23 protein-coding genes and 1 tRNA gene are annotated in these 26,461 nt (G+C 37.9%); 18 read left to right on the forward strand and 6 right to left on the reverse strand.

The window, feature by feature from the left end; translation table 11 throughout:
- Positions 1-1,105: 1,105 nt before the first annotated feature.
- Positions 1,106-1,414 (forward strand): helix-turn-helix domain-containing protein, encoded by a 309-nt coding sequence (locus tag ACNARN_RS17485; RefSeq protein ID WP_198620889.1) that lies wholly within the window; start codon positions 1,106-1,108, stop codon positions 1,412-1,414.
- Positions 1,415-1,561: 147 nt separating this feature from the next.
- On the opposite strand, the gene ACNARN_RS17490 is transcribed toward ACNARN_RS17485, so the two are convergent.
- Positions 1,562-2,101 carry a hypothetical protein gene (locus ACNARN_RS17490; protein ID WP_198620888.1) on the reverse strand — a complete coding sequence of 180 codons (540 nt, stop codon included), beginning with the start codon at positions 2,099-2,101 and terminating at the stop codon, positions 1,562-1,564.
- 551 nt (positions 2,102-2,652) lie between these two features.
- Positions 2,653-2,729 (reverse strand) — tRNA-Arg (locus ACNARN_RS17495).
- Positions 2,730-2,918: 189 nt separating this feature from the next.
- Here ACNARN_RS17495 and folD point away from each other — a divergent pair.
- The 4 genes from folD to ACNARN_RS17515 all read left to right on the forward strand — a co-directional run bounded on the left by folD (position 2,919) and on the right by ACNARN_RS17515 (position 6,280).
- Complete coding sequence (gene folD / locus ACNARN_RS17500) at positions 2,919-3,791, forward strand: bifunctional methylenetetrahydrofolate dehydrogenase/methenyltetrahydrofolate cyclohydrolase FolD (RefSeq protein WP_099074709.1); 873 nt, start codon at positions 2,919-2,921, stop codon at positions 3,789-3,791.
- 3 nt (positions 3,792-3,794) lie between these two features.
- Positions 3,795-4,007, forward strand: a complete 213-nt coding sequence (gene ybcJ / locus ACNARN_RS17505; protein ID WP_109371317.1) for a ribosome-associated protein YbcJ — start codon at positions 3,795-3,797, stop codon at positions 4,005-4,007.
- 650 nt (positions 4,008-4,657) lie between these two features.
- Positions 4,658-5,599, forward strand: a complete 942-nt coding sequence (fruK, locus tag ACNARN_RS17510; protein ID WP_196533997.1) for a 1-phosphofructokinase — start codon at positions 4,658-4,660, stop codon at positions 5,597-5,599.
- A gap of 237 nt (positions 5,600-5,836) precedes the next feature.
- Entirely contained in the window at positions 5,837-6,280 is a 444-nt protein-coding gene (locus tag ACNARN_RS17515; RefSeq protein ID WP_109371321.1) for a hypothetical protein, read from the forward strand.
- An 89-nt stretch (positions 6,281-6,369) separates the two neighbouring features.
- On the opposite strand, the gene cysS is transcribed toward ACNARN_RS17515, so the two are convergent.
- Complete coding sequence (cysS, locus tag ACNARN_RS17520; protein WP_198620840.1) at positions 6,370-7,761, reverse strand: cysteine--tRNA ligase; 1,392 nt, start codon at positions 7,759-7,761, stop codon at positions 6,370-6,372.
- A gap of 375 nt (positions 7,762-8,136) precedes the next feature.
- On the opposite strand from cysS, the gene ppiB reads away from it, so the two are divergent.
- From ppiB to ACNARN_RS17555, 7 genes are all read left to right on the forward strand, one after another.
- On the forward strand, positions 8,137-8,631 hold the full coding sequence (gene ppiB / locus ACNARN_RS17525) for a peptidylprolyl isomerase B (RefSeq protein WP_036934689.1): 495 nt from the start codon (positions 8,137-8,139) through the stop codon (positions 8,629-8,631).
- Between the two features lie 12 nt (positions 8,632-8,643).
- Positions 8,644-9,366 carry a UDP-2,3-diacylglucosamine diphosphatase gene (locus tag ACNARN_RS17530; protein WP_100160151.1) on the forward strand — a complete coding sequence of 241 codons (723 nt, stop codon included), beginning with the start codon at positions 8,644-8,646 and terminating at the stop codon, positions 9,364-9,366.
- Positions 9,367-9,500: 134 nt separating this feature from the next.
- Positions 9,501-10,022: a 5-(carboxyamino)imidazole ribonucleotide mutase gene (gene purE / locus ACNARN_RS17535; RefSeq protein WP_196533995.1), complete on the forward strand. Its 522-nt coding sequence runs from the start codon at positions 9,501-9,503 to the stop codon at positions 10,020-10,022.
- Positions 10,019-11,086 (forward strand): 5-(carboxyamino)imidazole ribonucleotide synthase, encoded by a 1,068-nt coding sequence (purK, locus tag ACNARN_RS17540; protein ID WP_198620841.1) that lies wholly within the window; start codon positions 10,019-10,021, stop codon positions 11,084-11,086. Before purE ends, purK begins: the two co-directional genes overlap by 4 nt.
- 123 nt (positions 11,087-11,209) lie before the next feature.
- Entirely contained in the window at positions 11,210-12,487 is a 1,278-nt protein-coding gene (locus tag ACNARN_RS17545; RefSeq protein WP_416304774.1) for a CynX/NimT family MFS transporter, read from the forward strand.
- Positions 12,488-12,529: 42 nt separating this feature from the next.
- Complete coding sequence (locus ACNARN_RS17550) at positions 12,530-13,555, forward strand: mechanosensitive ion channel family protein (protein ID WP_109371333.1); 1,026 nt, start codon at positions 12,530-12,532, stop codon at positions 13,553-13,555.
- A gap of 176 nt (positions 13,556-13,731) precedes the next feature.
- Positions 13,732-15,894: an ornithine decarboxylase gene (locus tag ACNARN_RS17555; protein ID WP_198620842.1), complete on the forward strand. Its 2,163-nt coding sequence runs from the start codon at positions 13,732-13,734 to the stop codon at positions 15,892-15,894.
- Between the two features lie 87 nt (positions 15,895-15,981).
- On the opposite strand, the gene ybbP is transcribed toward ACNARN_RS17555, so the two are convergent.
- Positions 15,982-18,423 carry a putative ABC transporter permease subunit YbbP gene (ybbP, locus tag ACNARN_RS17560; RefSeq protein ID WP_416304775.1) on the reverse strand — a complete coding sequence of 814 codons (2,442 nt, stop codon included), beginning with the start codon at positions 18,421-18,423 and terminating at the stop codon, positions 15,982-15,984.
- Positions 18,420-19,106 (reverse strand): putative ABC transporter ATP-binding protein YbbA, encoded by a 687-nt coding sequence (gene ybbA / locus ACNARN_RS17565; protein WP_416304776.1) that lies wholly within the window; start codon positions 19,104-19,106, stop codon positions 18,420-18,422. Before ybbA ends, ybbP begins: the two co-directional genes overlap by 4 nt.
- Here ybbA and tesA point away from each other — a divergent pair.
- The 5 genes from tesA to ACNARN_RS17590 all read left to right on the forward strand — a co-directional run bounded on the left by tesA (position 19,077) and on the right by ACNARN_RS17590 (position 22,936).
- Positions 19,077-19,706, forward strand: coding sequence for a multifunctional acyl-CoA thioesterase I/protease I/lysophospholipase L1 (gene tesA / locus ACNARN_RS17570; protein ID WP_109371341.1), 630 nt, complete (start codon positions 19,077-19,079; stop codon positions 19,704-19,706). The two genes, ybbA and tesA, sit on opposite strands and share 30 nt — an antisense overlap.
- Before the next feature lie 50 nt (positions 19,707-19,756).
- Positions 19,757-20,542, forward strand: coding sequence for an SDR family oxidoreductase (locus ACNARN_RS17575; protein ID WP_416304777.1), 786 nt, complete (start codon positions 19,757-19,759; stop codon positions 20,540-20,542).
- A gap of 84 nt (positions 20,543-20,626) precedes the next feature.
- The gene (locus ACNARN_RS17580; protein WP_196533989.1) at positions 20,627-21,484 is read left to right on the forward strand and encodes a co-chaperone YbbN; all 858 of its coding nucleotides are present in this window, start codon (positions 20,627-20,629) and stop codon (positions 21,482-21,484) included.
- Positions 21,485-21,521: 37 nt separating this feature from the next.
- On the forward strand, positions 21,522-22,445 hold the full coding sequence (locus ACNARN_RS17585) for an SPFH domain-containing protein (protein WP_088494787.1): 924 nt from the start codon (positions 21,522-21,524) through the stop codon (positions 22,443-22,445).
- A 2-nt stretch (positions 22,446-22,447) separates the two neighbouring features.
- The gene (locus ACNARN_RS17590) at positions 22,448-22,936 is read left to right on the forward strand and encodes an NfeD family protein (protein WP_160230618.1); all 489 of its coding nucleotides are present in this window, start codon (positions 22,448-22,450) and stop codon (positions 22,934-22,936) included.
- On the opposite strand, the gene cueR is transcribed toward ACNARN_RS17590, so the two are convergent.
- On the reverse strand, positions 22,890-23,303 hold the full coding sequence (cueR, locus tag ACNARN_RS17595; RefSeq protein WP_109371351.1) for a Cu(I)-responsive transcriptional regulator: 414 nt from the start codon (positions 23,301-23,303) through the stop codon (positions 22,890-22,892). The two genes, ACNARN_RS17590 and cueR, sit on opposite strands and share 47 nt — an antisense overlap.
- Before the next feature lie 132 nt (positions 23,304-23,435).
- Here cueR and copA point away from each other — a divergent pair, with 132 nt between their 5' ends.
- Positions 23,436-26,378, forward strand: a complete 2,943-nt coding sequence (gene copA, locus ACNARN_RS17600; protein WP_198620846.1) for a copper-exporting P-type ATPase CopA — start codon at positions 23,436-23,438, stop codon at positions 26,376-26,378.
- Positions 26,379-26,461 lie beyond the last annotated feature (83 nt).

Raw genomic sequence — 26,461 nt, forward strand, 5'->3', positions numbered from 1 at the left:
GTAAATCTTTTCGTCTGTTTTTTTCTTAAAAATCCGTACTATTTAATTTACTTATGCAAAGAAGGGGATTAATCATCATTTTGTTTTTTATCGATTATTTAAGTACATCAAGTAAAATGAAAGCATATTCAGCTAGTTATTTTTTTGGTTTTTTTGTCAAAATATAAAATTTTTCACTATTAAAGATCTACTGCCTATTTGTTAAATATGGGTTTATGACACATTCAAATTGCAAATAAAATAATTTGATTAACAAATAATCCACAAGATCACTAATATTACTAAGTTAATAAATTGAGCACATAAAAAGGGGATAGTGATAAGAAATATAACGATGGATTGGTTATTTGATGTTGATTCAGAGGAAAATAAGGTAGTAGTTAAAATGGTTACACTTAAGATTATATTTATCTCTATATAACCAAATTTTAAGTGTTCATTTTTACACCAATACCAAAATAAATCTTTTTTTGATTGCTTTTATAAAAATAGTATTATTTTTTCTTTATAAATCAACATTGTTACAATTTGAAATAAAATACATATTTTTGGTGTCGGTAAAACAGAAACCGTTATTCAAATTAAGAATAATCATTTGATATTCTAGGTACTGATTTAATCACAGATAAAGGTGTTGCAACAGCCTTATTACGTCAACATGGTATAAAGGTGTTCTCTGAAAATCAATTAGAGGAATTAATTGGTTGGGTAGAAAATTGGGATAAAGAAAATACTATTTTATGATAAAAATCTGAATAATTAATAGTTTAACTAAGTAACAATTTGAATAATATTAACTTATTTTCATCCAATACAAATCATCACCCATAGTTTCACACAGGTTCCTCAAAATGGAGCCTTCCATTCTTACCAACCTCCTATTAACTCATATTATTCTTAATTAACACTCCTATTTCGTCATTAACAAACAAAAATACTGTTAAAGACTAATGTAATTTATCTAATTATTTGATTTTGGTAAAACGGTTTAAATCTTTTAATAAATAAAAACTGATAGATACCAACTATCAATAATCTATTTTTGATCGCCCATATCGATCTCTAAGTGTTTTTACGGTAATCTCTTTTAAAAAGAGGGGTTGATATGAGTTCAATTAATATTGTTGTAGGTCAGCGAATTAAACAAAAAAGAAAGCAATTAAAAATAACAGGTATCGAGATGGGGAGAAGGCTTGGTATCAGTCAGCAACACTATTCACGTTTGGAAAATGGGCATCTGAAAATAACCGTCGATCAGCTTATTGCTATTGCTTTAATATTAGGAATATCGCCACAAAGTTTGTTGGTTTCACCCGAAATAATGTCACCAATGCTAAGTGCTTGGGCTGAAACAACTTTATCATCAAATGAGATTGTTGTATTACGAAATAAGAAGCGCCGCAATCTTAGATAAAGATACAGTAATATTGTTTAGCGCTATCTGATTTAATATTTTAATTACTTCAGTTAAAGCACATCGAAAATTTTCATCTTTTTTATTTAAGTAAAAAACCATCTATTTATAAAATCAATCGCTTGATTTTTTTGTTAAAACAAAAGATTAATTGTTAATTTCTTTAACGATTGAATATTTTAATAGAATTTCTGGAGCATTAGATAATTTGCGATTAGATCCTTCCATTAAATAAGCCGCTATTTCTTCTGATGATAAATCATCAACTTCTTCAAGATTAAAATACTCATCAGGCCAATAAATAAGATCTGAAGAAAAGGCTTTAAAGTTTATCTCGAGTAAATTTATTGCATAAGATTGTTCAGATTCACTGCCTTCAGCTAAACATATGAAATCAACAATACTAATCAACTCGTTATAAGTCAGATCATCTAAATACTTCACCTGGTTAAAAGCTATTTTTGTAAACTCTTTTGCACTTGTCCACGAATTGTAGTCACGAAAATCTGAAAATTCACAAGGTGTTACTACTTGTGCATTCCATTTTATTATCATGGTGTTAAGTTCGGGATCATTTTCAGTTGCACCATTATCGATTTTAACAGTTATCTTTAGTAGTAAATCGATCAATTCATTGAGTTTAGTTTTGCTGACTTTTTTTGGTTTTAATCGGTTAGGTAAAGGCATTTTTTATTCCATTTATATTATTTGCATTAAATCTGTATATTTTAATCTTTTTATTTAAAAGTCATTATAACGCATTAATTTATTTAATAAATAACCAAATGGATTATTGAATCATGACTAATACTTAGAAAAAATAATATAATAAATTATTTATTTTATATTCTGATTTTAAAATTAGCTATTAACATTTTATTTTAATAATTACTTAATCATATCATCAAGAATATTAATGACATTATTTCTCAAATTCGCCCTCTAATTTTATCTACTGTAATAACTATATTTAATACATCAATATTTAAATCCATAACGGAGTTCAATTTGAAGTAATAACACCAAAAAAGTAGAGAGGGTTAGAAAAAAAGTAAAGCAGATGAAAGTGCTTAGTGGAAAGATTACCAAGAAAATCTGCGAGTATTTATAGGGTGATTTATTTATGCCTAACTGAACATGTGAGACAAATAGACAGCATTTTCGGAGCTAGCGTCCCAAATACGTCCCACTTAAGAAAAGTAGAGAATTTAAAATGAATGTAATCGTTTGATTTAAAATGGTACGCCCTACAGGATTCGAACCTGTGACCTACGGCTTAGAAGGCCGTTGCTCTATCCAACTGAGCTAAGGGCGCCTAGAAGAACTTAGACGTCAGCAAGAGTGCTGATAACGGGTGTGAATTATACGTTCAACATTCTGAGAGTCAACGCTTTTTCAACGATATCAAACTATATGGTCAAAATATGGCAAGTATTCGACTGACAGATTGCTCTTGATCTGACAAAATAGACCAATACCGTAATTGAATAATTTGGATGTATAGATGTCAGCAAGAATTATAGATGGGAAATCGATTGCGCAGACCATCAGAAGCGAAGTTGCAGAAAAAGTAAAACAACGTATTAATGCAGGAAAACGAGCGCCGGGTTTAGCTGTTATTTTAGTGGGTGATAACCCAGCATCACAGATTTATGTTGGAAGTAAACGCCGCGCTTGTGAAGAAGTAGGCTTTATTTCTCGCTCTTATGATTTACCAGATACTACCAGTGAAGCTGATTTATTAAATCTGATCGACCAGCTTAACGAAGACAACACCATTGATGGTATCCTCGTTCAGCTCCCCTTACCTGCCGGAATTGATAATGTTAAGGTTTTAGAACGCATTCATCCTGATAAAGATGTCGATGGCTTTCACCCTTACAATATCGGCCGCCTATGCCAACGTGCACCTAAATTACGCCCTTGCACACCTCGCGGTATTGTCACTCTACTAGAGCGTTGTAATATTCCTATGAATGGCTTAAATGCCGTTATTATTGGTGCATCAAATATTGTTGGTCGCCCAATGAGCTTAGAGCTATTACTTGCGGGTTGTACAACAACAGTTACCCACCGTTTTACTAAAGATCTACGTTTTCATGTTGAGCACGCGGATTTAGTCGTTGTGGCGGTAGGAAAACCTAACTTTATTCCTGGTGAGTGGATTAAACCGGGTGCAATCGTGATTGATGTCGGTATAAACCGTCTTGAAAGTGGTAAAGTTGTCGGAGATGTTGATTTTGAAGCAGCATCTCAACGTGCGGGCTGGATTTCTCCCGTCCCTGGTGGTGTAGGTCCAATGACAGTCGCCACACTTATTCAAAATACTTTGCAAGCATGCGAAGAATATCACGACCCTGAAACAGGAAATAATTAATCGATGGAAACATTTCAATTAGATGGGCACGACTATGTCGAGCTTTGTGATTTATTAAAACTTCAAGGTTGGACTGAGAGCGGAGCTGCTGCTAAAAGTGTCATTGCTGAAGGTTTGGTGAGTGTTGACGGTGAAGTTGAAACCCGTAAACGCTGTAAAATTGTTGCTGGAAAAATTGTCACCTTTGGTGAGTTTTCCGTTAGCGTCAGCAAATAATCAGCAAATTAATTAATATTGAAAAAGCGTCGCTATCTCAGCCTCGCTTTTTTTCTTTTTAACCCTTTTTTACCTTCAATGCGCTTTTTCTTCCTCTTTTTTCTTATTTATTCATATTAAAAAAAATAAATCAGCATAACCAATTGAATAAAAACAAAATTATAAAATTTGATTTAATATATTTAAATTTAGATCATCATTTTTAAGCTTATCTATGGTTATAATCTCCTCTTGCAGTTCAGCAGATTGTACATTTTATAAAAAAATAGATAAAAAGAAGTGCTATAAGTTATTATTTTATATATGGATAACACTTTTTAACCATTACTGTAAAACTTCAGCAACAAACCTTTTTATTGATACTTTTATCCGTTTATTCATGTTTAAATGCACTAAAATGTGATTTAGATCTAATTTATTTCTACTTTCATTAGGCAAAAGAACATTGTTTGTACTAAATTACAGGTTATAATTTGAAACGATTCAGCTTAATGATACTATTTTAGTTGTTATTTTGTGATATTTAAGTTTTTTTGCCCTTTATCTAACAGGAGATTTTATGCTCGGCTTACCCACTCAAGGTATCTCTGTCTTTGCTAAATTACAGCAAAAATCGATGCCTGTTCTTTTATTTAAGGTAAGGAACTAGCATGAAACACAGAGTAGCAACCATCACACTTAACCCTGCATATGATCTTGTTGGTTTAAGTAATCCTATTGAACTTGGTGAAGTTAATCGTGTTAAAACGGCTGGCTTCCATGCTGCGGGCAAAGGCATCAATGTGGCTAAGGTTTTAAAAAGCCTTGGCGTTGATGTCACTGTTGGCGGTTTTTTAGGCAAAGAAAACCAAGATGGATTCCAAAAAGAATTTAGTGAATCTGGTATCGCTAATCGTTTTCAAATGGTTGAAGGTCGTACTCGTATTAATGTCAAACTCACAGAACCCAATGGCAAAGTGACTGACTTCAACTTTTCTGGTTTTGAAATCACAAAACAAGACTGGACTCGCTTTGTTAACGACACGCTAAGTTGGGCGGGTCAATTTGATATGATTTGTGTCAGTGGTAGTGTTCCTCCTAGCGTTGATCTCAATGATTTCACTGCATGGATGACTCGCTTGCGTAGCGAATGTATGTGTTTGATCTTCGATAGTAGCCGAGATGCTTTTGTCGCGGGATTAAAAGCCTCCCCTTGGCTTGTTAAACCTAATCATCATGAATTAGAAATTTGGGCAGGTAGACCCTTACCTGAACTTTCTGATGTTGTGCAAGCGGCACAAACATTACGTCAGCAAGGTATTGCTCACGTTGTGATTTCATTAGGTGAACAAGGCGCGATGTGGGTTAATGCATCGGGTGCATGGATGGCGAAACCACCTAAATGTGATGTTGTGAGTACAGTCGGAGCTGGAGATTCAATGGTTGGTGGCTTAATTTATGGTTTAATGATGCGACAAACCAGTGAACACACCTTACGTCTTGCTACTGCCGTTTCTGCACTTGCTGTAAGCCAAACCAATGTTGGTATTCATGATCGCGAACAATTAGCAAAAATGATGGCTGAAGTCGAATTAACCCCTCTAAAATTATAAGTAATAACACTCAGTGGTAAATTGAATAATATTAAGTAGAATTACCACTGCTTCAATTAAATATATTAACGCTAGGTTATAAAAAATCCAAAATAGAATCTCTTTAATTGATTAATATTTATTTATTATTAAATCAAACTTTATTTTTTCTATTTATTCGATAAACTTCACTTTAATAAAATTTAATAAAGATATTCTAAAGCCAATAAAAACTTATTTCTGTTTTTAGGAGAAGTTATGGAAAGGCCCATAGTACTTTTATGGATACAAGTTATTTCAGTATTATTTTTGGGTGTAAGTTTATTTATATTAGTTGCTGGGGCTCCGATTTATTTATTAGCAATGGCAATGGGTGGAGGCCAAACAATGCTAGTGGGATTGTTTATCATGCTGTGTCTAATTATAACAATGATAATGCAAGTTACAGTATGGATAAAACTAGCTAGAAATAGTAGAAATGCTTACTCTTTTTTAAAAATTTCATGGGTATGTTTATCTATTTCGCTCTTTTTTATACTTAGTATTTCGATGTCATTAACAAATATGTCTGAAGTTAGCTTTGTTGTTTTTTCTATTATCGTTATCTTAACACATCGACTCTTTTTCTCTGAAAATGTAATTGCTTATTTTGAAGATAAACAAAAAGATAGCGAAAGAGAAACAAGTATTATTAGTCAATAAGTTAATCATCAAACAAAAAAATATCGGATATTAAATATCCGATATTTTTATATTAAACACGCATTAAGTGTTATTACTCAATTGTCGTATTAGTTATTACGACGCCAAACTGTTCCTTGAGGACTATCTTCTAAAACAATCCCCATCGCTGTTAACGCGTCACGAGCAACATCAGCTGCCGCCCAATCTTTATTTTTACGAGCATCATTACGCTGTTGAATTAATGATTCAATTTTTTCAACTTCACCAGCATCATCCGCTTTAGCACCACTTTGTAAGAAGTGCTCAGGCTCTTGCTCTAACAAACCTAATACTTTAGCAAGCTTACGTAACACTGCGGCTAAGCCATTCGCCGCATTCATATCAACCGATTTTAGACGATTAACTTCACGCGCTAAATCAAACAAGACTGAATAGGCTTCTGGTGTATTGAAATCATCGTTCATAGCGTCAATAAATTGCGCTTCAAACGCTTCGCCACCTACTGGTTGAGCATTTGCATCAGTGCCACGTAATGAAGTATAGAGGCGCTCTAATGCAGTACGAGCCTGTTTTAAGTTTTCTTCAGTGTAGTTAAGTTGGCTACGATAATGGCCTGATAATAAGAAGTAACGCACTGTTTCAGCATCGTAATAAGCCAATACATCACGAATAGTAAAAAAGTTATTAAGTGATTTAGACATTTTTTCTTTGTCTACCATCACCATACCAGAGTGCATCCAGTAATTAACGTAAGGACCATCATGGGCACAAGTTGATTGCGCTATTTCATTTTCATGATGAGGGAACATTAAGTCTGAGCCACCACCATGAATATCAAAATGATGTCCTAACTCTTTACCATTCATCGCAGAACATTCGATATGCCAACCAGGGCGACCGTCTCCCCACGGAGATTCCCAGCTTGGCTCACCCGGTTTGGACATTTTCCATAAGACGAAATCCATTGGATTGCGTTTTACGTTAGCCACTTCAACTCGAGCACCGGCTTGTAGTTGCTCTAAATCTTGGCGAGAAAGTAAGCCATAATCAGGATCAGTATCAATAGCAAACATGACATCGCCATTGTCAGCAACGTAAGCATGTCCACGTTTAATTAGCGCTTCTGTTAATTCAATAATTTCTGCAATATGGTGTGTTGCACGTGGCTCTGAATCAGGGCGAGCAATATTTAATGCATCAAAGTCTTTGTGCATTTCAGCTAACATACGAGTGGTTAATTGCTCACATGTTTCATTATTTTCAATCGCACGTTTGATGATTTTATCATCTACATCCGTTACGTTACGAACATAGTTAACATCGTATCCTAAGTAACGCAGATAACGGGTTATGGCATCAAAAGCCACAAAGGTACGTCCATGACCAATATGGCATAAGTCATAAATAGTGATGCCACACACGTACATACCTATTTTTCCTGCATGGATAGGTTTAAATTCTTCTTTTTGGCGAGTGAGAGTATTAAAAATCTTTAGCATCAGTGGACGTTCCCGTTTTCAACTGTACGTGTTTATTACGTTTTTATATAAAAGAAAATAACAACTACTATAACATGATATTAATCAGGATATTGGATCTTGAAGGCAAAGCAAACTCAAGATTAAGGTTTTTATCTTACTCTGCTTAGCGCTTATTTTCACTGTTCAATCGTTGATAGCGAACAATCAAACTTCTATTATTTGGCTAAATTTTGGCGAAAAGTGTTTTTTCCTTCTATTACTGATTTATTTAGCAAGAAAAAGTAGAGCGAGAAAAAGATGCATACTGACTAAATTAGGCAACTGTGATATAAAAACGGGACTGTTGTTTATGCCCAAATCTGGGTAAAGCTAAAATTATATTAGGATCTGAATATGGTTACTTTTCATACCAATTACGGCGATATCGTGATTAATACATTTGCAGACAAAGCACCTGCAACCGTAGAAAATTTTTTAGACTACTGTAAAGAAGGATTCTACGATAACACTATTTTCCACCGTGTCATCAATGGTTTTATGATCCAAGGTGGTGGCTTTGAACCGGGTATGAACCAAAAAGCGACCAAAGCACCTGTAAGAAACGAAGCAAACAATGGCCTAGCAAACAACCGCGGTACATTAGCAATGGCTCGTACAAACGATCCACATTCTGCTACTGCTCAATTCTTTATCAACGTTGCAGACAACGATTTCTTAAACTTCCGTGCTGAAAACGCAAATGGTTGGGGATATTGTGTCTTTGCTGAAGTTGTTGAAGGCATGGACGTTGTTGATAAAATTAAAGCGGTTTCCACTGGTCGTAGTGGTTTCCACCAAGATGTTCCTCGTGAAGATATCATCATTAAAAGTGTCACGGTTAGCGAATAAGCCTCACTTTTTATGTGTACGCTTTTTATTGCAGACCTGCATCTAAGTGAACATGAACCGGCAATCACTGCCGGTTTTCTTCGCTTTTTAAAAGAACAAGCCATTCATGCAAAAGCACTTTATATCTTAGGTGACTTTTTTGATTTTTGGATAGGTGATGATGATCCCAATCCTTTACATCAACAAATTGCTCAAGCTCTGATGACGCTAAAAAAAGCAGGAGTGCCTTGCTATTTTATTCATGGAAATCGTGATTTTTTAATTGGCTCTCGTTTTGCAAAAGAGAGTGGTATCACCTTACTTCCACAAGAAAAAGTGCTCGAAATTGAACAGCACCGTATCTTAATTTTACATGGTGATACGCTTTGTACTGACGATGAAGCTTATCAACGCTATCGTAAAAAAGTACACAATAAATTTATTCAGCGCCTATTCTCACTACTACCTCTATTTATTCGACTGCGTATCGCTGACAAAATGCGCTCACGTAGCCAGCACGAAAATCAGTACAAATCAGATGCCATTATGGATGTGAATCCACAGGCTGTGATAGATACTTTTAAACATTTCAATACAGAATGGATGATCCACGGTCATACACATCGCCCAGCAATTCATACAGTCAACATTGATGACAAAATACATTATCGTGGTGTATTAGGTGCTTGGCATACTGAAGGTTCTATGTTTAAAGTGACTGCTGAAAAAATAGAATTGATTCATTTCCCCTTTTAAGTTGTTTCGCTTATTTTCTTCATAAAAAGGCTGTTTTTTCTTTACGCAAACGTTTTCCTGTGCGTGTTAGCGTGATACTATCATGCTCAGTTTATTAGGCTATATCCGTTTATGCTTACAGGAGCAGTTAAGTAATGTCTTCTCAAGTTGGTCTAAATACCTCTTCCGCTCGTATCGCCATTGTAATGGGCTCTAAAAGTGACTGGGCAACAATGTCTCATGCCGCTGATGTACTAGACGCACTACAACTTCCTTATCATGTTGAGATTGTCTCTGCACACCGTACCCCTGATAAGCTATTTAGCTTTGCAGAACAGGCAAAAAGTAATGGCTTTGATGTCATTATTGCAGGAGCGGGTGGTGCAGCCCATTTACCGGGTATGCTCGCAGCAAAAACACTCGTTCCTGTATTAGGTGTTCCTGTTCAAAGTGCAGCATTAAGCGGTGTTGATAGCCTTTACTCTATTGTGCAAATGCCAAAAGGTATTCCCGTAGGAACATTAGCAATTGGTAAAGCAGGTGCCGCCAATGCTGCTTTATTAGCCGCTCAAATTTTAGCGTTACACTCACCTGCTATTTTTGAAGCACTAACAGCATGGCGCACAGCACAAACTGACGATGTATTAAATAACCCAGATCCAAGGGAGGCACTATGAAGCCAGTTTGTGTTCTTGGAAATGGTCAATTAGGGCGAATGCTAAGACAAGCTGGTGAGCCTTTAGGAATTGCGGTTTATCCAGTAGGATTAGATGCAGAGCCTGAAGCTGTTCCCTATCAAAAAAGTATAATCACAGCTGAAATTGAGCGCTGGCCTGAAACTGCACTCACCAAAGAGTTAGAACGTCATACTAACTTTGTAAACCGTGATATTTTTCCATTACTTGCTGATAGATTGCCTCAAAAACAACTTCTCGATGAATTGGACTTAGCAACAGCACCTTGGCAACCATTAACGTCACCAACACAATGGTCTGATATCTTCGCTCAACTGGGTGATTTTATTATTGTAAAGCGCCGTATTGGTGGTTATGACGGCCGTGGTCAATGGCGCATTCATCCCGGTGAAGAACAGCAATTACCTGCTGAAATTTATGGTGAATGTATTGTTGAACAAGGTATTCCCTTTTCAGGTGAAGTTTCACTAGTGGGCGCGAGAAATAGCAATGGTGACTGTGTTTTTTATCCATTAACACACAATCTTCATCAAGATGGCATCTTACGCATGAGTGTTGCATTACCAACCCCTGCATCGGAACTACAACAATCAGCAGAAAAAATGCTAACTGCCATCCTTAATAAACTCAATTATGTTGGTGTAATGGCGATGGAGTGCTTTATCGTTGATAATAAATTACTTATTAACGAATTAGCTCCTCGAGTTCATAACAGTGGTCATTGGACACAAAATGGAGCCTCAATTAGCCAGTTTGAATTACATCTACGTGCAATTTTAGATTTACCCATGCCAAAACCTGAGGTTTGCCAACCGGCAGTCATGGTTAATTTGATTGGTACTGATGTCAATCCTCAATGGCTTTCATTGCCATTAGTTCATTTACATTGGTATGAAAAAGAAGTGCGCCCTGCACGTAAGGTTGGGCATCTCAATCTTGTGCACCGCGATAATCTCCCTCTGAAAGAGACACTCAAATCATTAAGCTCAATGCTCGATGATGCCTATCAGTACCCTATCAAATGGGCTTTAGAAAAATTAAGCTAGCAGTCCGACTCATAAAGTTAGAGAATAATAGCCTTTAAACGAACAGACCTCAGATAAAGAGGTCTGTTATTCGCTATTTTCTCCTGATTATTCAGGTTACTGCACCCATTTGATGGAGTCAGGATGCAAGTCAAGCAACAGATTTTTGGGCCCGCTTATCAGTGGAGTATGCTGATATTATTAGGTTTTGTGTATTTTTTAGCTACCGCAACCACATTTACCTCTTTAGGTGTTGTTCTTCCTAGTATGATAAACGAGCTAGAGTGGAACTGGACTCAAGCAGGCCTTGGCTTTACGTTATTAGGATTAACCTGCGGCCTTGCAAGTTTTTTACCTACATTACTTATCCGTAAATTAAGTGTTCGCCTTACACTACTTATTGGGTTGATCATTTTTGTCAGTGGTTTCTATTTTCTTTATGAAACATACACCATTGCACGTTATTTTCTTGGTACTGCACTGCTAGGTATTGGTTTTACGCTACTAGCTACTGTACCTAGCACTTATGTTATTTCTCGCTTATTTGAAAAACAGTCCTTTGCCTTTGGTGTCTATTTTACCATTGGTGGATTAGGTGGTGTTGCTGGACCTTGGATCTACTTTTTAGCAACCCATTTATGGCATACATGGCGAATGCACTGGCTTATTTCAGCAATCACACTCACTGTCGTTACTCTTCTCACCATTTTATTTTTACGCGAAGGTAGTAAAGAACAAGAACACGCAAAAAAAATTAGCCAACTTCAAACCACAAAACGTATCTATCAAACTAAAGAGATTTGGACAGCTCGTCATGCTTTAAGAACATGGCAATTTTATGTTATTGCTGCGACTTACACGGCCTTTTTATGGTGTGGGATCACAGTCAATAGTTTTGCTGTTGCACATATTATTGAAAATGGTTTTGGTGAAACTATTGCCGCGACACTATTAAGTAGTATGGCATTTATCAATGCTTTCTCGCGCTTAGCGGGTGGAGCTATTGGTGAATGGTTAGAACCTAAAAAATTACTTATCGCAAGCTTAAGTATTATCATCATAGGGTTACTTGCGCTAAGTATGGCTAATTCTTGGGTTTACCTGATCTTATTTACGGTTTGTGTCGGTATTGGTTATGGCATGACGTTTTTGGCATCAAGTATATTGCTTGCTAACTATTTTGGTCGCTCACCTTACCTTGAGCTATTTTCAGTGATGAATTTAATTTCAACACTGGCTTGTTTAGCTCCCTTCTTTGCTGGAGCAATCAAAGATATTTCAGGTAGTTTTACACCGGCATTCTTGATTTTAACCATACCTGTTTTACTGATTTTAGCGGTCACTCTGTTTATGAAACCACCCGTTTATCCTAAATTTCAGCATGCCAGTAAGCAGCAAGAAGAACCTAAAGTAACTAGGTAATTAAACCTATATAAAAGCATTTTCTAAGGAGATGTTAAGCTGATGAATGATGCATTAATAATAAAATACTCAATAGGTATAGGCATTGCTTTAGCCTGTTTTGTCGGTTTTTTCGTTGTATCTCTTTTTCATGATAAGAAGAAAAAGCGCCGTAGAAATATTATTATTCATATCAGCCAAGCGGTCTTTCTCTGTAGTTTAGTCATTATCTTAAGCCAATATTGTGAAATGGCTGTCGTTGATTTTAATCTCCATTTTATCTCTTTTAGGATGATTAATTTCTTTACCTATGTCGCTATCGCGTTAATTTTAATGCGTAAATTTTTCTTATTGATTAATTTATTAGAGAAATCACAAATTAATAAAGGGAGCGATCCTACTTCAGCTCGTATTATTTCCCGCATATTTAAAATCACCCTTTTCGTCATTATCATCTTACTGTTTGGTGAGCATTTTGGTATGAGCTTATCTGGTTTAATGACCTTTGGGGGATTAGGCGGTATTGCCATTGGTATGGCAAGCAAAGATGTGATGAGTAACCTTTTTTCAGGGGTGATGCTCTATTTTGATCGCCCTTTTAATATCGGGGATTGGGTACGTTCTCCTGATCGTAATATTGAAGGCACCGTGGTAGAAATCGGTTGGCGTATTACAAAAATCATTACCTTTGATCATCGCCCCCTTTACATTCCAAACTCTGTTTTTTCCTCTATTAGCGTAGAGAATCCCGGTAGAATGACCAATCGACGCATCGAAACAGAATTAGGTTTACGTTATGAAGATTCAGATAAAATAGGTGCCATTGTTGAGGACATTCGCACTATGCTGATGCAAAATGATAAAATTGACACTCAACAAACCTTATTAGTTTATTTTAATCAATTTGCAGACTCTTCACTCAATATCATGGTGTATTGTTTTACCAAAACGACAGTCTGGGCGCAGTGGCTTGAAGCTCAACAAGAAGTCTATTTGAAGATGATTGATATTGTGCATAAACATGGCGCTGATTTTGCTTTCCCATCTCAAACTGTTTATATCGAAAAGTCTTCACCTATCGCGCAATAATAGAAGATAGATAAGTTTATTTTCTCATAGACTTATCCATTCACCCACTTATTAAAATGGTGATTTATGCACTCAAAACGCATAAATCACCTTAGTTATCTTTTAATTTATTTCAATCACATTCACAACCACGTATATTGTTCGCCAATTCTTCCATTGATAAAAACGCGAGTATAATGAAAAAAATGAAGTTGGCATGTCACCCTACTCTTTCACACTATTTTTATTGTGAACGTCCGATAGTTGATATTGTTGATGCAAATTTAACGCAAGTATCAGCAGTAGTGTTGTCATTGTCAGATATTGAGTCTGGCGAATTAGATCGCATTTATCAAACAGGCTTTCAACTACCCGTATTTATTGCAGTTAATCTCAATGATGCAATCAATGCTGAATTGCTTAATCAGGTTTCAGGGGTTGTGATTACGGATAAAAGTGCACATCAAAAAAATAGTACGTTAATTAATAAAGCGGCACAGCAATATGAAGAGAGTCTGACCACACCATTTTTTTCACGCTTAGTGAATTATGTTGCCGAAAAGAACGTCGCTTTTGATTGCCCAGGTCATCAAGGCGGGGAATTTTTTCGTCGTCATCCTGTTGGCGAACAATTTTATCAATATTTTGGTGAGAATCTATTTCGCTCTGATCTCTGTAATGCTGATGTGGCAATGGGTGATTTGCTTATTCATGAAGGAGCACCTTATGATGCCCAAACTTTTGCAGCGCAAGTGTTTAATGCCGATAAAACCTACTTTGTTTTAAATGGAACATCCTCTTCTAATAAAGTTGCTTTAAATGCCTTATTGGCACCAAATGATTTAGTGCTATTTGATAGAAATAACCATAAATCCAATCATCATGGCGCACTAATTCAAGCAGGAGCAACACCTGTTTATTTAGAGACGGCTCGCAATCCCTTTGGCTTTATTGGTGGCATTGATGCTCATTGCTTTGAAGAGCACTATTTACGCCAACAAATTGCAGAAATTGCGCCAGAACGCCAATTCGATAAACGCCCATTCCGTTTAGCGGTTATTCAACTGGGCACTTATGACGGTACGATTTACAACGCAAGGCAAGTGGTTGATAAAATAGGTCATCTTTGTGATTATATTTTATTTGATTCTGCATGGGTGGGCTATGAACAATTTATTCCAATGATGAAACAGTGTTCGCCTTTGTTACTAACGCTTAATGAAGACGATCCTGGTATTCTCGTTACTCAATCAGTTCATAAGCAATTAGCTGGATTTTCACAAACCTCACAGATACATAAAAAAGATGCTCACCTTAAAGGGCAATCACGTTATGTTAATCATAAACGTATGAATAATGCTTTTATGATGCATGCATCTACCAGCCCATTTTATCCCCTTTTTGCGGCTCTTGATGTCAATGCAAAAATGCATTCTGGCAAAAGTGGTGAAGCAATGTGGATGAGTTGCGTAAAACAAGGCATTGAAGCCCGTAAATCATTACTAAAACAGTGCCAATTTATTAAGCCTTTTATTCCTGAAATCATCGATGGAATTGCTTGGCAAGATCACGACACAGATGAAATCGCTCACGATCAGCGTTTTTTCAATTTTATTCCTAATGATAATTGGCATTCATTTGAAGGTTACGCCGCCAATCAATATTTTGTTGATCCTTGCAAATTAATGCTTACAACGCCAGGGATCGATCCTCATACAGGGGAATATGAATCTTTTGGTGTGCCTGCATCTATTTTGGCAAGTTATCTACGTGAACACGGCGTTATTCCTGAAAAAAGCGACCTCAATTCAATCTTATTTTTGCTGACTCCCGCAGAGCATCAAGCGAAGTTTGAGCGCTTAATTTCTTTGATTGTTCAATTTGAAAAGCACTTAGTTGAAGATGTGCCATTAGAACAAATATTGCCTTCTGTTTGTCGTCAATATCCATCTCGTTATCAGGGTTATACATTGCGCCAACTCTGTCAGGAAATGCATGATATTTGTGTCAGATACAATATCAAGTTACTGCAAAAACAGATGTTTAGAAAAAGTCACTTTCCTAAGCGAGCACTAAGTCCACAACAAGCTAATATTGAGTTTGTTCGTGGTAATATTGAATTGTTACCTTTAAATAAATTAGCAGGCCGAATTGCTGCTGAAGGTGCTTTACCTTATCCGCCGGGTGTTTTATGTGCTGTACCTGGTGAAATTTGGGATGGTGCTGTTTTACGTTATTTTCAGGCTCTTGAAGTCACTATTAATCAACTTCCAGGCTTTTCAACTGAACTTCAAGGGGTTTATATTTATGATGAAAATGATGGCAATAAGCGAATTTATGCTTATGTTATAAAAGAATAATTATCTTATCTTTCCCTATAAAAAATGCTGATGTTTAATAACATCAGCATTTTATTTAACTCTATTTATAAGCCTTATTTATTTCAACTATTCGCCTTGAATTCGTCGATACTGCCCTTTATCTTGCAACAGCCTGACGCCTAATGTACTGCCACATAATGAAAGTAATAATGCCGCAACAATAGGTACGGTGATCCACATTCCCCATTGTGGTTGCCAAGGGAAATCAAACACCGATATTTGTAATAAACTTAATGCGACCTCAGCACCAATCGCCGCAGCTAATCCCGCCATTAAACCTAATAATGCAAATTCAGCCCAAAGAGTCCGTCTTAATAATGATTTACCAGCACCTAATGTTCGATACACCACCAGCTCAATGCGTCGTTGTGTCATTCCTACCTGAATTTGAGCAACTAACAATAACGCACCACAAATCATGACTAATCCAACCATAATCTCTAATGCTCGACTGACTTGCTGTAAGATTTGTTGAACTTGCTGAATTAATGCGCCTGTATCTAACACGCTTACGGTTGGAAATTGCCGATTAAGCGCAGTAATTAATGTGCCTTCACCATTGTAATAAAAGCTACTCATCCATTTTTCCGGCTGATTACTTAATCCTTCTTCAGAGAAAATAAAGAAGAAATTAGGGCGCATATTCTCCCAATCAACATGGCGAATACTCGTAACAATGGACTTAAATTCACGAGTATCACCGACAAATGTTAGTTCATCACCCAACTTGATTTCGAGTTGCTCTGCAACGCCTTGATCAAGAGAAACACCATTACCGACAGGTGGCCAAGTTCCTTCAACAATGACGTTATCTTTAGGTAATTCACTGTGCCACGTTAAGTTAAGCTCACGACGAACCGTATTATTGCCAGCATCACGTTTATCAGCCCACTCTTTGGCATTATGTTCATTAACCTGTGTTAAACGCGCTAATACCACAGGGAATGCATCCGTAGGTTCAACCTTATATTGTGCCAATAAGGTATTAATTTCTTGAACTTGAGGTGCAGACATATTGATTAGAAAATAGTTAGGACTATCTTCGGGTAATTGCTTTTGCCATTTTTCCAGTAAATCACCTTGAATAAGGACTAAAAGCGTTAACAACATAAATGAAAGTGCGAAAGCAGCAAGCTGAGTCATCGTTTGAAAAGGTTGTCGCAATAAACGAGTTACTGCTAAACGCGCACTGAGTTGGCGAAATTTAAACTGCTTTAATACCCATAATCCTAACCAACCAATTATTCCAAGTAAAAAAGCAATAACAACAACACCAAATAGAATTGACCAGAGTAAGACGCCTGTTCCCGCAAAAAGCGTTAAAGCACCGACAATAATTAAGCCCACTATCGGTAAATAATAACGAAGAGGCCATATAGGGGCCGTAGTATCACTTCTTAATACTCGAGAAGGTTGTGTTGCCATTAATTGATAGTAAGGCCTTAATCCTGTTAATAAAGCAATTAACAGTAAAGAGCCCACAGACCATATCCATGGCAAAAAGCTCGCCTCAGGCAAACTTTTTGGTAAGACTGGCGCTAAAATTTGTAGCAGTATTGCCTCAAAAACAAGCCCGACTAATGAGCCAACAATAATTGCGCCAATGAGGATCACTCCCCATTGTCCAACAATCCACTTTCTCAATGCACGTTTATCTGCACCTAACGTTTTTAATACCGCAATTAAAGTATGACGACTACGGCAATAATGAGCCATTGAAACGGCAACTGCCGATATAGCAAGCAATAACGTTAATAGCGCTGAAAGCAAAAGAAAGTTTTTCGCACGCTCCATTGATTGTGAAAGTGCTCCACTATCTTGTTTTAAACTATTCCAACGCTGATCGGGTTTTAATAGTGGGTCGAAGCGTTGCTGATAACTATCAATTACAGACTCATTACCTGCAAACATATAGCGATAAGTCAGACGGCTTCCGGGTTGCACTGCTCCAGTTGCTTCAACATCATCAAGATTAATTAAAATACGGGGGGCTATTTGAAAAGGATTAAACCCGCTGTCTGGCTCTTGAATTAATACACCACCAATAGTAAATGAGGCATCGCCTACATCAATTTTATCGCCAACTTTTATATCAAGTAATTCAAGTAATCTGGCACCAACAAGTGCAGTTCCTTTTTCAGGTTTTAACCCTGCGGGCTCTGTTTCTAACTCACCATACAGTGGATATAATTTATCCACAGCTTTCACCAGCGCAAGCTGAGGTGTATCGCCTTCAGGAGCATAAGACATCGTGGTAAATTGCATTTGGCGACTGAGAGTTAACCCTTCCTTATTCGCCTCTGTAAGCCAGTTTTCATCAACGGGATAAGATGCACGTAAGACTAAATCGCCAGCAATTAAATCACGACTTTGAGCGTAAATACTTTTATCAATGCGATCACCTATACGCCCTAAAGCAAGCACACAAGCAACCGCTAGCGCTAAAGAGAGCCAAACAATTAATAGTGCAGGAGAACGCCATTCACGCCAAAACCAACGCCAAATCATGACTCCTCCTTAAGTTGTCCATCTACTAATCGTAATCGTCTTTGGCAACGAGCTGCCAGCTCATTATCATGAGTCACTAAAATTAAGGTTGTTGCATAATCTCGGTTAAGAGAGAACAGCAAGTCAGCAATTTTATCGCCTGTTTTACGATCAAGATTCCCTGTTGGCTCATCAGCAAAAAGAATAGCTGGCTGAGTACAAAATGCTCTTGCTAATGCAACGCGTTGTTGCTCACCACCAGACAGTTGTGCTGGCATATGGTATAAACGTTCGCCTAATCCTAACAGCTTAAATAAATCAACTGCACGCGCATGACTGTGCTTTTCTGATTCGCCTTTTAATAATGCGGGCAACTGCACATTTTCAAGTGCATTCAATGTTGGGATCAACATAAATGATTGAAAAACAAAACCAACATGTTGAGCGCGTAATTTAGCTCGCTCTTCTTCATTCATTTTTGTGAGATCTTCACCCATTAAATGCACGCGGCCAGAACTACCATCATCTAATCCAGCAATGATCCCTAACAGGGTCGATTTACCCGATCCTGACTCACCGATTAACGCAATTGTTTGTGCAGGCTCGACAACTAACTCAACACCCTGCAATATAGAGATCTGACTATCACCTTGTCCTACTTGTTTGGTTAACCGATGAACTTCAAGAACCTTTTCCGTCGACATACATTTTTCCTTATCGTTATGATGATGTTTAGCTTTAAGGCAATTGCTGCTGATACCTTTTTAATCTTTGGTGACAGCTTGAGTGCAGGATATCGTCTTCCAATTGAAAGTGCATGGCCACAACGCCTTGCTGATAAATGGAAAACAACCTACCCTGAAATTAATGTTGTTAATGCAAGTATTAGTGGTGAAACTGCCTTTCAGGGGAAAAATAGGCTTCCTGATTTATTAAAACAGCATCAACCTCGTTGGGTTTTAATTGAATTAGGTGCAAATGATGGCTTACAGGGATACCCTGTTGCACAAACAAAAGAGGCATTACAAAACATCATTACACAAGTAAAAGATGCCGGTGCAACGCCACTTTTTATGCAAATAATGATTTCACCTAATTATGGTAAACGTTATACACAATCATTTTCAGCGATCTATCCAAAACTCGCTGAAGATAATGCGCTTCCTCTACTTCCTTTTTATATGGAGCAAATCGCTGATAAGCCTGAGTGGATGCAAAATGACAGCATACACCCCAATGAAGATGCTCAGCCTTTTATTGCTCAGTGGATGGATGAAACATTATCCCCTTACTTAACACGTTAGACTATTCTGACAGTAGTTGACGTAGATTAAACGAGATTAATTGTAAAATTATGCAAAAAACGGTATTGATTACAGGAAGTTCCAGTGGAATAGGGCTCTGTGCCGCCAAAGCACTAAAGAAAAGAGGCTATCGAGTTCTTGCGGCTTGCCGTAAAGGTGAAGACCTTGAACGCATGGAAACACTGGGATTAGAACCTATTCATCTTGATCTTGATAATCCAAAAAGTGTTGAAAATGCGGCACTAGAAGTTATTCGCCTAACAAATGGTCGTTTATATGGATTATTTAATAATGGCGGATTTGGTGTTTATGGTCCATTAGATGCCATTACTCGTCCACAAATGGAAAAACAGTTTTCTACTAATTTTTTTGGTTTACATCAGCTGACTACATTACTTCTACCAGCAATGTTACCGCACGGTGAAGGCAGAATTATTCAAACGAGCTCTGTAATGGGGATTATCTCAACACCCGGTCGAGGTGCTTACGCAGCGAGTAAGTATGCTGTAGAAGCATGGTCTGACGCATTAAGAATGGAAATTGCTCATACTGGTGTCAAGGTGAGTTTAATAGAGCCTGGTCCAATACGTACTTGCTTCACCGAGAATGTTGCTCAAGCAGAAAAAGATAAACCAGTAAAAAATCCTGGGATTGCGAGTCGTTTCACACTAACGCCTGAAGATGTAGTGAAAAAGCTTATTCATGCTTTAGAAAGCCCAAAACCTAAGATACGTTATCCCGTAACCCTATTAACTTATGTTGTCAAAATACTAAAACGCTTTCTACCTGACACACTAATGGATGCAATTTTAAGTCGCCAAAGTGGCAAGGCTTGATTTTTCGGGTTTCACCCTTACTTATTAATAAAATAGCTTTATAAATCGCATCTATATTTAAAACTCTCAAAAAGGGGCAAGTTAATGTTAGCAACTGCACATATTGTTGATGTAAATGAATCAAATATTCAACAAGTTATAGAACAATCGATGACTAAACCGGTCATGATGTATTTCTATTCAGAACGTAGCCCTCATTGTGCAGAGCTTGGCGCAACATTAGATAAACTGGCAGCCGAATTTGCTGATCAATTTATTTTAGCTAAATTGGATTGTGATGTTGAACAAATGATTGCCTCACAATTTGGTCTACGTGCTATTCCAACTGTTTATATTTTACAAGAAGGTCGCCCAGTTGATGGCTTCCAAGGCCCTCAACCTGAAGAAGCAATTCGCCAAGTGTTAGCAAATGTATTACCCAAACCAGAAGAATTAAAAGCGGCACAAGCGGCGCAATTACTTTCTGAAGGAAAAGCCGAGGAAGCTCTACCTTTGCTTAAAGAAGCCCATCAACTCGCACCTAAAAACAGTGAAATTACCCTTGCGTTAGCGGGCGCTTTAATTTCTTTAAATAAAAATGAAGAAGCTCAAACGCTGTTAATTACCATCCCATTACAAGATCAAGATAGTTACTACCATAGTTTGTTAGCGCAAATTGAATTACAAAAACAGGCTGCTGATACGCCTGAAATCCAACAATTGCAGAGCGATTTTAATCAACAACCTGAAAATACCAATCTTGCCATTCAACTTGCACTAAAATTACATGAAGTTGCTCGTAATGAAGAGGCGTTAGAGTTGCTATTTAGCTTTATCAAAAAAGATCTAAATGCAGGTGATGGGCAAGTTAAGAAAACCCTGATGGATATTCTATCAGCCTTAGGTACTAATGATAATTTGGCGTCTAAATATCGTCGTATGGTGTATTCTTTACTTTATTAATTTTATTTTCTTATTCAAGCAGACTTAGGACAGGTATATGGAAATAGTCATTGGTATTATCATCTTATTCGCTATTATTTTAGTTTTATGTGGTGTTAAAACCGTTCCACAAGGTTATCAGTGGACTGTCGAACGTTTTGGTCGTTACACTCGAACTCTGACTCCAGGACTCCAAATTCTCGTGCCATTTGTTGATCGTATTGGTCGCCGTATCAATATGATGGAACAAGTACTGGATATTCCTTCTCAAGAAGTCATTTCTCGTGATAACGCCAACGTCAGCATTGATGCAGTCTGCTTTATTCAAGTTATCGATCCTGTAAAAGCCGCGTATGAAGTTAATAACCTTGAACTTGCGATTATTAACTTAACACTCACTAATATTCGTACGGTGTTAGGCTCAATGGAACTTGATGAAATTCTTTCTCAACGTGACCAAATCAATAGCCGCCTTTTACTGATTGTTGATGATGCAACAAACCCTTGGGGTATCAAAATTACCCGTATTGAAATTCGTGATGTCCGCCCACCAAAAGAATTGATTTCTGCAATGAATGCGCAGATGAAAGCTGAACGTACTAAACGTGCCGACATTCTTGAAGCTGAAGGTATTCGTCAAGCGGCTATCTTAAAGGCTGAAGGTGAGAAACAAGGACAAATACTGAAAGCAGAAGGTGAGCGCCAATCTGCGTTCTTACAAGCAGAAGCCCGTGAACGTGCGGCAGAAGCAGAAGCCAAAGCAACACAAATGGTATCTGAGGCCATTGCAAAAGGTGATATGCAAGCAATTAACTACTTTGTTGCTCAAAAATATACTGATGCACTGTCTCAAATTGGTTCAGCTAATAACAGTAAAGTTATTATGATGCCATTAGAAGCAAGTAATCTCATGGGTGCGATTGGCGGTATTTCTGAATTACTCAATACCAAAAAAAGTGACTCTGGCAACAAGAGCAATTAATTATGATTGAATGGATTAGTGCTCAACCTGCACTTTTCTGGCTTTGTCTTGGTGGCTTGCTGTTAATTACAGAAATGTTAGGAACAGCAGGATACCTTTTATGGTCAGGAATGGCGGCTCTGTGTGTATCGTTGATCACATGGATATTGCCTATTAGCTGGCCTATTCAAGGTATTTTATTTGCGATATTAACAGTTATTAGTGCTTTACTTTGGCACCTTTGGCTTAAACGCAGAAAACTATCAAAAGAAGCTGAAAACTTAAATCAGAAAACGCATCAACTGATTGGTGTTCATGCTGTTTTATTATCAGATACTGAAAATGGTTTTAGTCGCGTAAAATTAGCTGATGGCAGTTGGCGTGTTTATTCAGACACGCCATTACTTGCTGGCGATAAGGTAACAGTAACCGCAATTGATGGTATTACCTTACAAGTGATTGCGCTTAAATCGGCTGTTTCTGGTGATGACAACACCCTGACAAATGATTGATGATGGGGCAATCTGCACCATCATCTCCGGGGCACTCGCTGGCTAATAACAGTAATCGCTGGCGAATGGCATTAAGCTCATTAATTGTTTTCTCAATTTCGGCCACTTTTTTTAAGGTGGCTTCTTTCACGTCAGCACTATGACGTGAAGGATTTCTTAGCAACATCAATAAAGCACGGCACTCTTCTAAATTAAAGCCCACCTCTCGTGCTTGTCGTAATAATGTCAACTCTTCGATATGTTGAGCCTGATAATAGCGATAGCCGTTTTCACCTCTTCCCGGTGGCGTTATCAAGTCTTTTTCTTCATAAAACCGAATAGCTTTAGCTGTTAATCCTGTTTTATTTGCGATTTCACTAATATTCAAAATTCCCCCTTGACCTTCCCCTTGCGGAAAGGTTTAGCCTTTATCTCAATAAGAAAAAACCTTTAAAGAAAGCAAGTTACCGAATATTGCGCAATAATAGAGGTAACGCTTTTATGTCGGAGATAAATTAACATGGCAAAAACTATAATACTCGCACTACAAGGACTTTCCTGCTCCCACTGTGTTAACAGTGTAAAAAAAGCACTTGATGCTCGCAATGATATAGAGCAGGCAATTGTGACTATTCAATACGCTAAAATTGACAGCGATGCAACTGCTGAAAGCTTAATCAAAACAATTGAAGATGCAGGCTATGAAGCAAGTGTAGCAACACAACCCGATGTAAAATTAAGCCTAAGTGGGCTTAACTGTATGAAGTGTGTCGGTAAAACTGAAAAAGCATTATTAGCCATTGAAGGCGTTGCCGCAGTTAATGTGACAAAAGAGTCAGCTGAAATTTTTGGTGATGCTACGGCAGATACTTTAATTGCAGCGATTACGGCGGAAGGTTTTCAAGCAAGCCTAGCGCCCACTGACAACGTAATTAATTTAACTCTATCTGGCTTAAATTGTGGTCACTGTGTCGGTTCAGTTAAAAAAGCACTAGAAAATACTGCAGGTGTTGAAACAGCTGAAGTTGAATTAACACATGCAAAAGTGACTGGTTCTGCAACCGCTGAAACCTTAATTACTGCCATTACAGAAGCAGGTTTTGAAGCACAACTAGCAGGTACTGATTTCCCAAAAACTGAGCCGCTGACGCAAACGCATGCGCAACTGGAAGCATCGTCAGCGGCTGTTTGTGATATTCCAGTTGAGAATGCTGATATTAATAATGGCGCTGAAATTGATACTGACGATGACAGCAGTGTTCAGCTTTTAATTGATGGCATGACCTGTGCAAGTTGCGTAAGCAAGGTTCACAAAGCATTACAATCTGTTGATGGCGTTGAAAATGTGCGTGTAAATCTTGCTGAACGTAGTGCATTAGTGACTGGTGAAATCGATCATGACGCACTTGTGACTGCTATTGAAAAAGCGGGTTATGGCGCTGAAATTATTCAAGACGATGTAAAACGCAGAGAACGTCAGCAAGAAGTTGCTGTTGCCAATATGAAACGTTTTCGCTGGCAAGCTGCATTAGCCTTAGTTGTTGGTATCCCCGTAATGATTTGGGGAATGATCGGCGACAATATGATGCTGACAGAAGCCAATCACAGCATCTGGTTAGGCATTGGTATTGCAACGCTGTTTGTGATGGTTGTTGCTGGTGGTCATTTCTATCGTAGCGCATGGCAGAGTTTAAAAAACCGTAGTGCAACAATGGATACCCTCGTTGCGTTAGGAACAGGAACAGCGTGGCTCTATTCCATTACCGTGAACTTATGGCCAGAAGTGTTCCCTGCCCAAGCGCGACATCTCTATTATGAAGCCAGTGCGATGATCATCGGTTTAATCAATCTGGGTCATATGCTTGAGCAAAGAGCACGCCAGCGTTCATCCAAAGCACTGGAACGGCTATTAGATTTAACTCCGCCAACAGCAAGAGTCATAACTGAAAACGGTGAAGTTGAAATGCCATTAGCTGATGTTAAACAAGGAATGACCTTACGTTTAGCAACAGGTGATAAAGTGCCGGTTGATGGTGAAATTATCCAAGGTGAAGTATGGATGGATGAGGCAATGCTGACAGGCGAGCCAATTCCACAACAAAAAACTGTGGGTGACACTATTCATGCGGGAACAACGGTTCAAGATGGCTCAGTTCTATTTAAAGCGGCAGCGGTGGGAAGTAAAACAACACTTGCTCGTATTATCAAATTAGTTCGCCAAGCGCAAAGTAGTAAACCTGAAATAGGCCAGCTAGCGGATAAAATTTCAGGTGTATTTGTACCTGTTGTCGTTGCTATCGCTCTTATTGCTGGTGCTATTTGGTATTTCTTTGGTCCGTCGCCACAAATTACCTATGCACTGGTGATTATCACAACCGTTCTTATCATCGCTTGCCCTTGTGCTTTAGGTTTGGCTACTCCTATGTCGATTATTTCAGGTGTAGGTCGTGCGGCTGAATATGGCGTGTTAGTTCGTGATGCAGACGCACTACAACAAGCGAGCAAACTAGATACTTTAGTCTTTGATAAAACAGGAACACTGACAGAAGGTATGCCTCAGGTCACTGAAATTCATACTTTCAATCAAGTAGATGAAACTCAAGCACTTGCATTGGCAGCATCGTTGGAAAATGGTTCTAATCACCCATTAGCTAAAGCCATTTTAACGCGAGCTGAAGGCATTGATTTACCTGAAATAAGCCAATTCCGCACTCTTGCAGGAATGGGGTTAAGTGGCGAAATTAACGGAAAAACAGTGCTTTTAGGCAACCCTAAATTGATGCTTGAATCAGGTATTGATATTAGTGAAATTAATTCACTTATTGACACTCAAGCAGCGAAAGGTGTTACTCCAGTCTTATTAGCTCAAGAAGGTAAGATTGCCGCCCTTCTCTCTATCCGTGATCCTCTAAGAGAAGATACTGTAAGTGCATTACAACGTTTACATAATCAGGGCTATCGCCTAGTGATGTTAACGGGTGATAATCCAATTACTGCAAATGCAATAGCAAAAGAAGCAGGTATTGACCAAGTTATCGCAGGTGTCATGCCAGAAGGTAAAGCACAAGCGATAACAGAGCTTCAAGCACAAGGTCGTCGTGTTGCAATGATTGGTGATGGTATTAACGATGCGCCAGCACTAGCAAAAGCAGATGTCGGTATTGCAATGGGTGGAGGTAGTGATATTGCTATTGAAACAGCAGCTATCACATTAATGCGTCATAGTTTGCATGGTGTTGCCGATGCGGTTGAGATCTCAAAAGGTACACTACGTAATATGAAGCAGAATTTATTCGGTGCCTTTGTTTACAATAGCTTAGGTATCCCTATTGCAGCGGGTATTTTATATCCTTTCACTGGCACACTGTTAAATCCAGTGGTTGCGGGTGCTGCAATGGCGCTGTCTTCCATTACTGTTGTTAGCAATGCAAACCGTTTATTGCGTTTTAAACCTAAGCAATAAACTAAGTAAGCTTTAATTAAAAAAAACACCGCTTTTTTACTTATTAGTAAAAGCGGTGTTTTTACACTTCAATCAACTGAAAA

Origin of the sequence: Proteus sp. TSJ240517 (assembly GCF_047921575.1) — a bacterium.
GTDB lineage: Bacteria > Pseudomonadota > Gammaproteobacteria > Enterobacterales > Enterobacteriaceae > Proteus.

Excerpts from the sequence above, each read along its gene's own strand:
- ACNARN_RS17485 (WP_198620889.1), top strand. The coding sequence starts at position 1,106 with ATGAGTTCAATTAATATTGTTGTAGGTCAGCGAATTAAACAAAAAAGA.
- ACNARN_RS17490 (WP_198620888.1), bottom strand. The coding sequence starts at position 2,101 with ATGCCTTTACCTAACCGATTAAAACCAAAAAAAGTCAGCAAAACTAAA.
- folD (WP_099074709.1), top strand. The coding sequence starts at position 2,919 with ATGTCAGCAAGAATTATAGATGGGAAATCGATTGCGCAGACCATCAGA.
- ybcJ (WP_109371317.1), top strand. The coding sequence starts at position 3,795 with ATGGAAACATTTCAATTAGATGGGCACGACTATGTCGAGCTTTGTGAT.
- fruK (WP_196533997.1), top strand. The coding sequence starts at position 4,658 with ATGAAACACAGAGTAGCAACCATCACACTTAACCCTGCATATGATCTT.
- ACNARN_RS17515 (WP_109371321.1), top strand. The coding sequence starts at position 5,837 with ATGGAAAGGCCCATAGTACTTTTATGGATACAAGTTATTTCAGTATTA.
- cysS (WP_198620840.1), bottom strand. The coding sequence starts at position 7,761 with ATGCTAAAGATTTTTAATACTCTCACTCGCCAAAAAGAAGAATTTAAA.
- ppiB (WP_036934689.1), top strand. The coding sequence starts at position 8,137 with ATGGTTACTTTTCATACCAATTACGGCGATATCGTGATTAATACATTT.
- ACNARN_RS17530 (WP_100160151.1), top strand. The coding sequence starts at position 8,644 with ATGTGTACGCTTTTTATTGCAGACCTGCATCTAAGTGAACATGAACCG.
- purE (WP_196533995.1), top strand. The coding sequence starts at position 9,501 with ATGTCTTCTCAAGTTGGTCTAAATACCTCTTCCGCTCGTATCGCCATT.
- purK (WP_198620841.1), top strand. The coding sequence starts at position 10,019 with ATGAAGCCAGTTTGTGTTCTTGGAAATGGTCAATTAGGGCGAATGCTA.
- ACNARN_RS17545 (WP_416304774.1), top strand. The coding sequence starts at position 11,210 with ATGCAAGTCAAGCAACAGATTTTTGGGCCCGCTTATCAGTGGAGTATG.
- ACNARN_RS17550 (WP_109371333.1), top strand. The coding sequence starts at position 12,530 with ATGAATGATGCATTAATAATAAAATACTCAATAGGTATAGGCATTGCT.
- ACNARN_RS17555 (WP_198620842.1), top strand. The coding sequence starts at position 13,732 with ATGAAAAAAATGAAGTTGGCATGTCACCCTACTCTTTCACACTATTTT.
- ybbP (WP_416304775.1), bottom strand. The coding sequence starts at position 18,423 with ATGATTTGGCGTTGGTTTTGGCGTGAATGGCGTTCTCCTGCACTATTA.
- tesA (WP_109371341.1), top strand. The coding sequence starts at position 19,077 with ATGAACTTCAAGAACCTTTTCCGTCGACATACATTTTTCCTTATCGTT.
- ybbA (WP_416304776.1), bottom strand. The coding sequence starts at position 19,106 with ATGTCGACGGAAAAGGTTCTTGAAGTTCATCGGTTAACCAAACAAGTA.
- ACNARN_RS17575 (WP_416304777.1), top strand. The coding sequence starts at position 19,757 with ATGCAAAAAACGGTATTGATTACAGGAAGTTCCAGTGGAATAGGGCTC.
- ACNARN_RS17580 (WP_196533989.1), top strand. The coding sequence starts at position 20,627 with ATGTTAGCAACTGCACATATTGTTGATGTAAATGAATCAAATATTCAA.
- ACNARN_RS17585 (WP_088494787.1), top strand. The coding sequence starts at position 21,522 with ATGGAAATAGTCATTGGTATTATCATCTTATTCGCTATTATTTTAGTT.
- ACNARN_RS17590 (WP_160230618.1), top strand. The coding sequence starts at position 22,448 with ATGATTGAATGGATTAGTGCTCAACCTGCACTTTTCTGGCTTTGTCTT.
- copA (WP_198620846.1), top strand. The coding sequence starts at position 23,436 with ATGGCAAAAACTATAATACTCGCACTACAAGGACTTTCCTGCTCCCAC.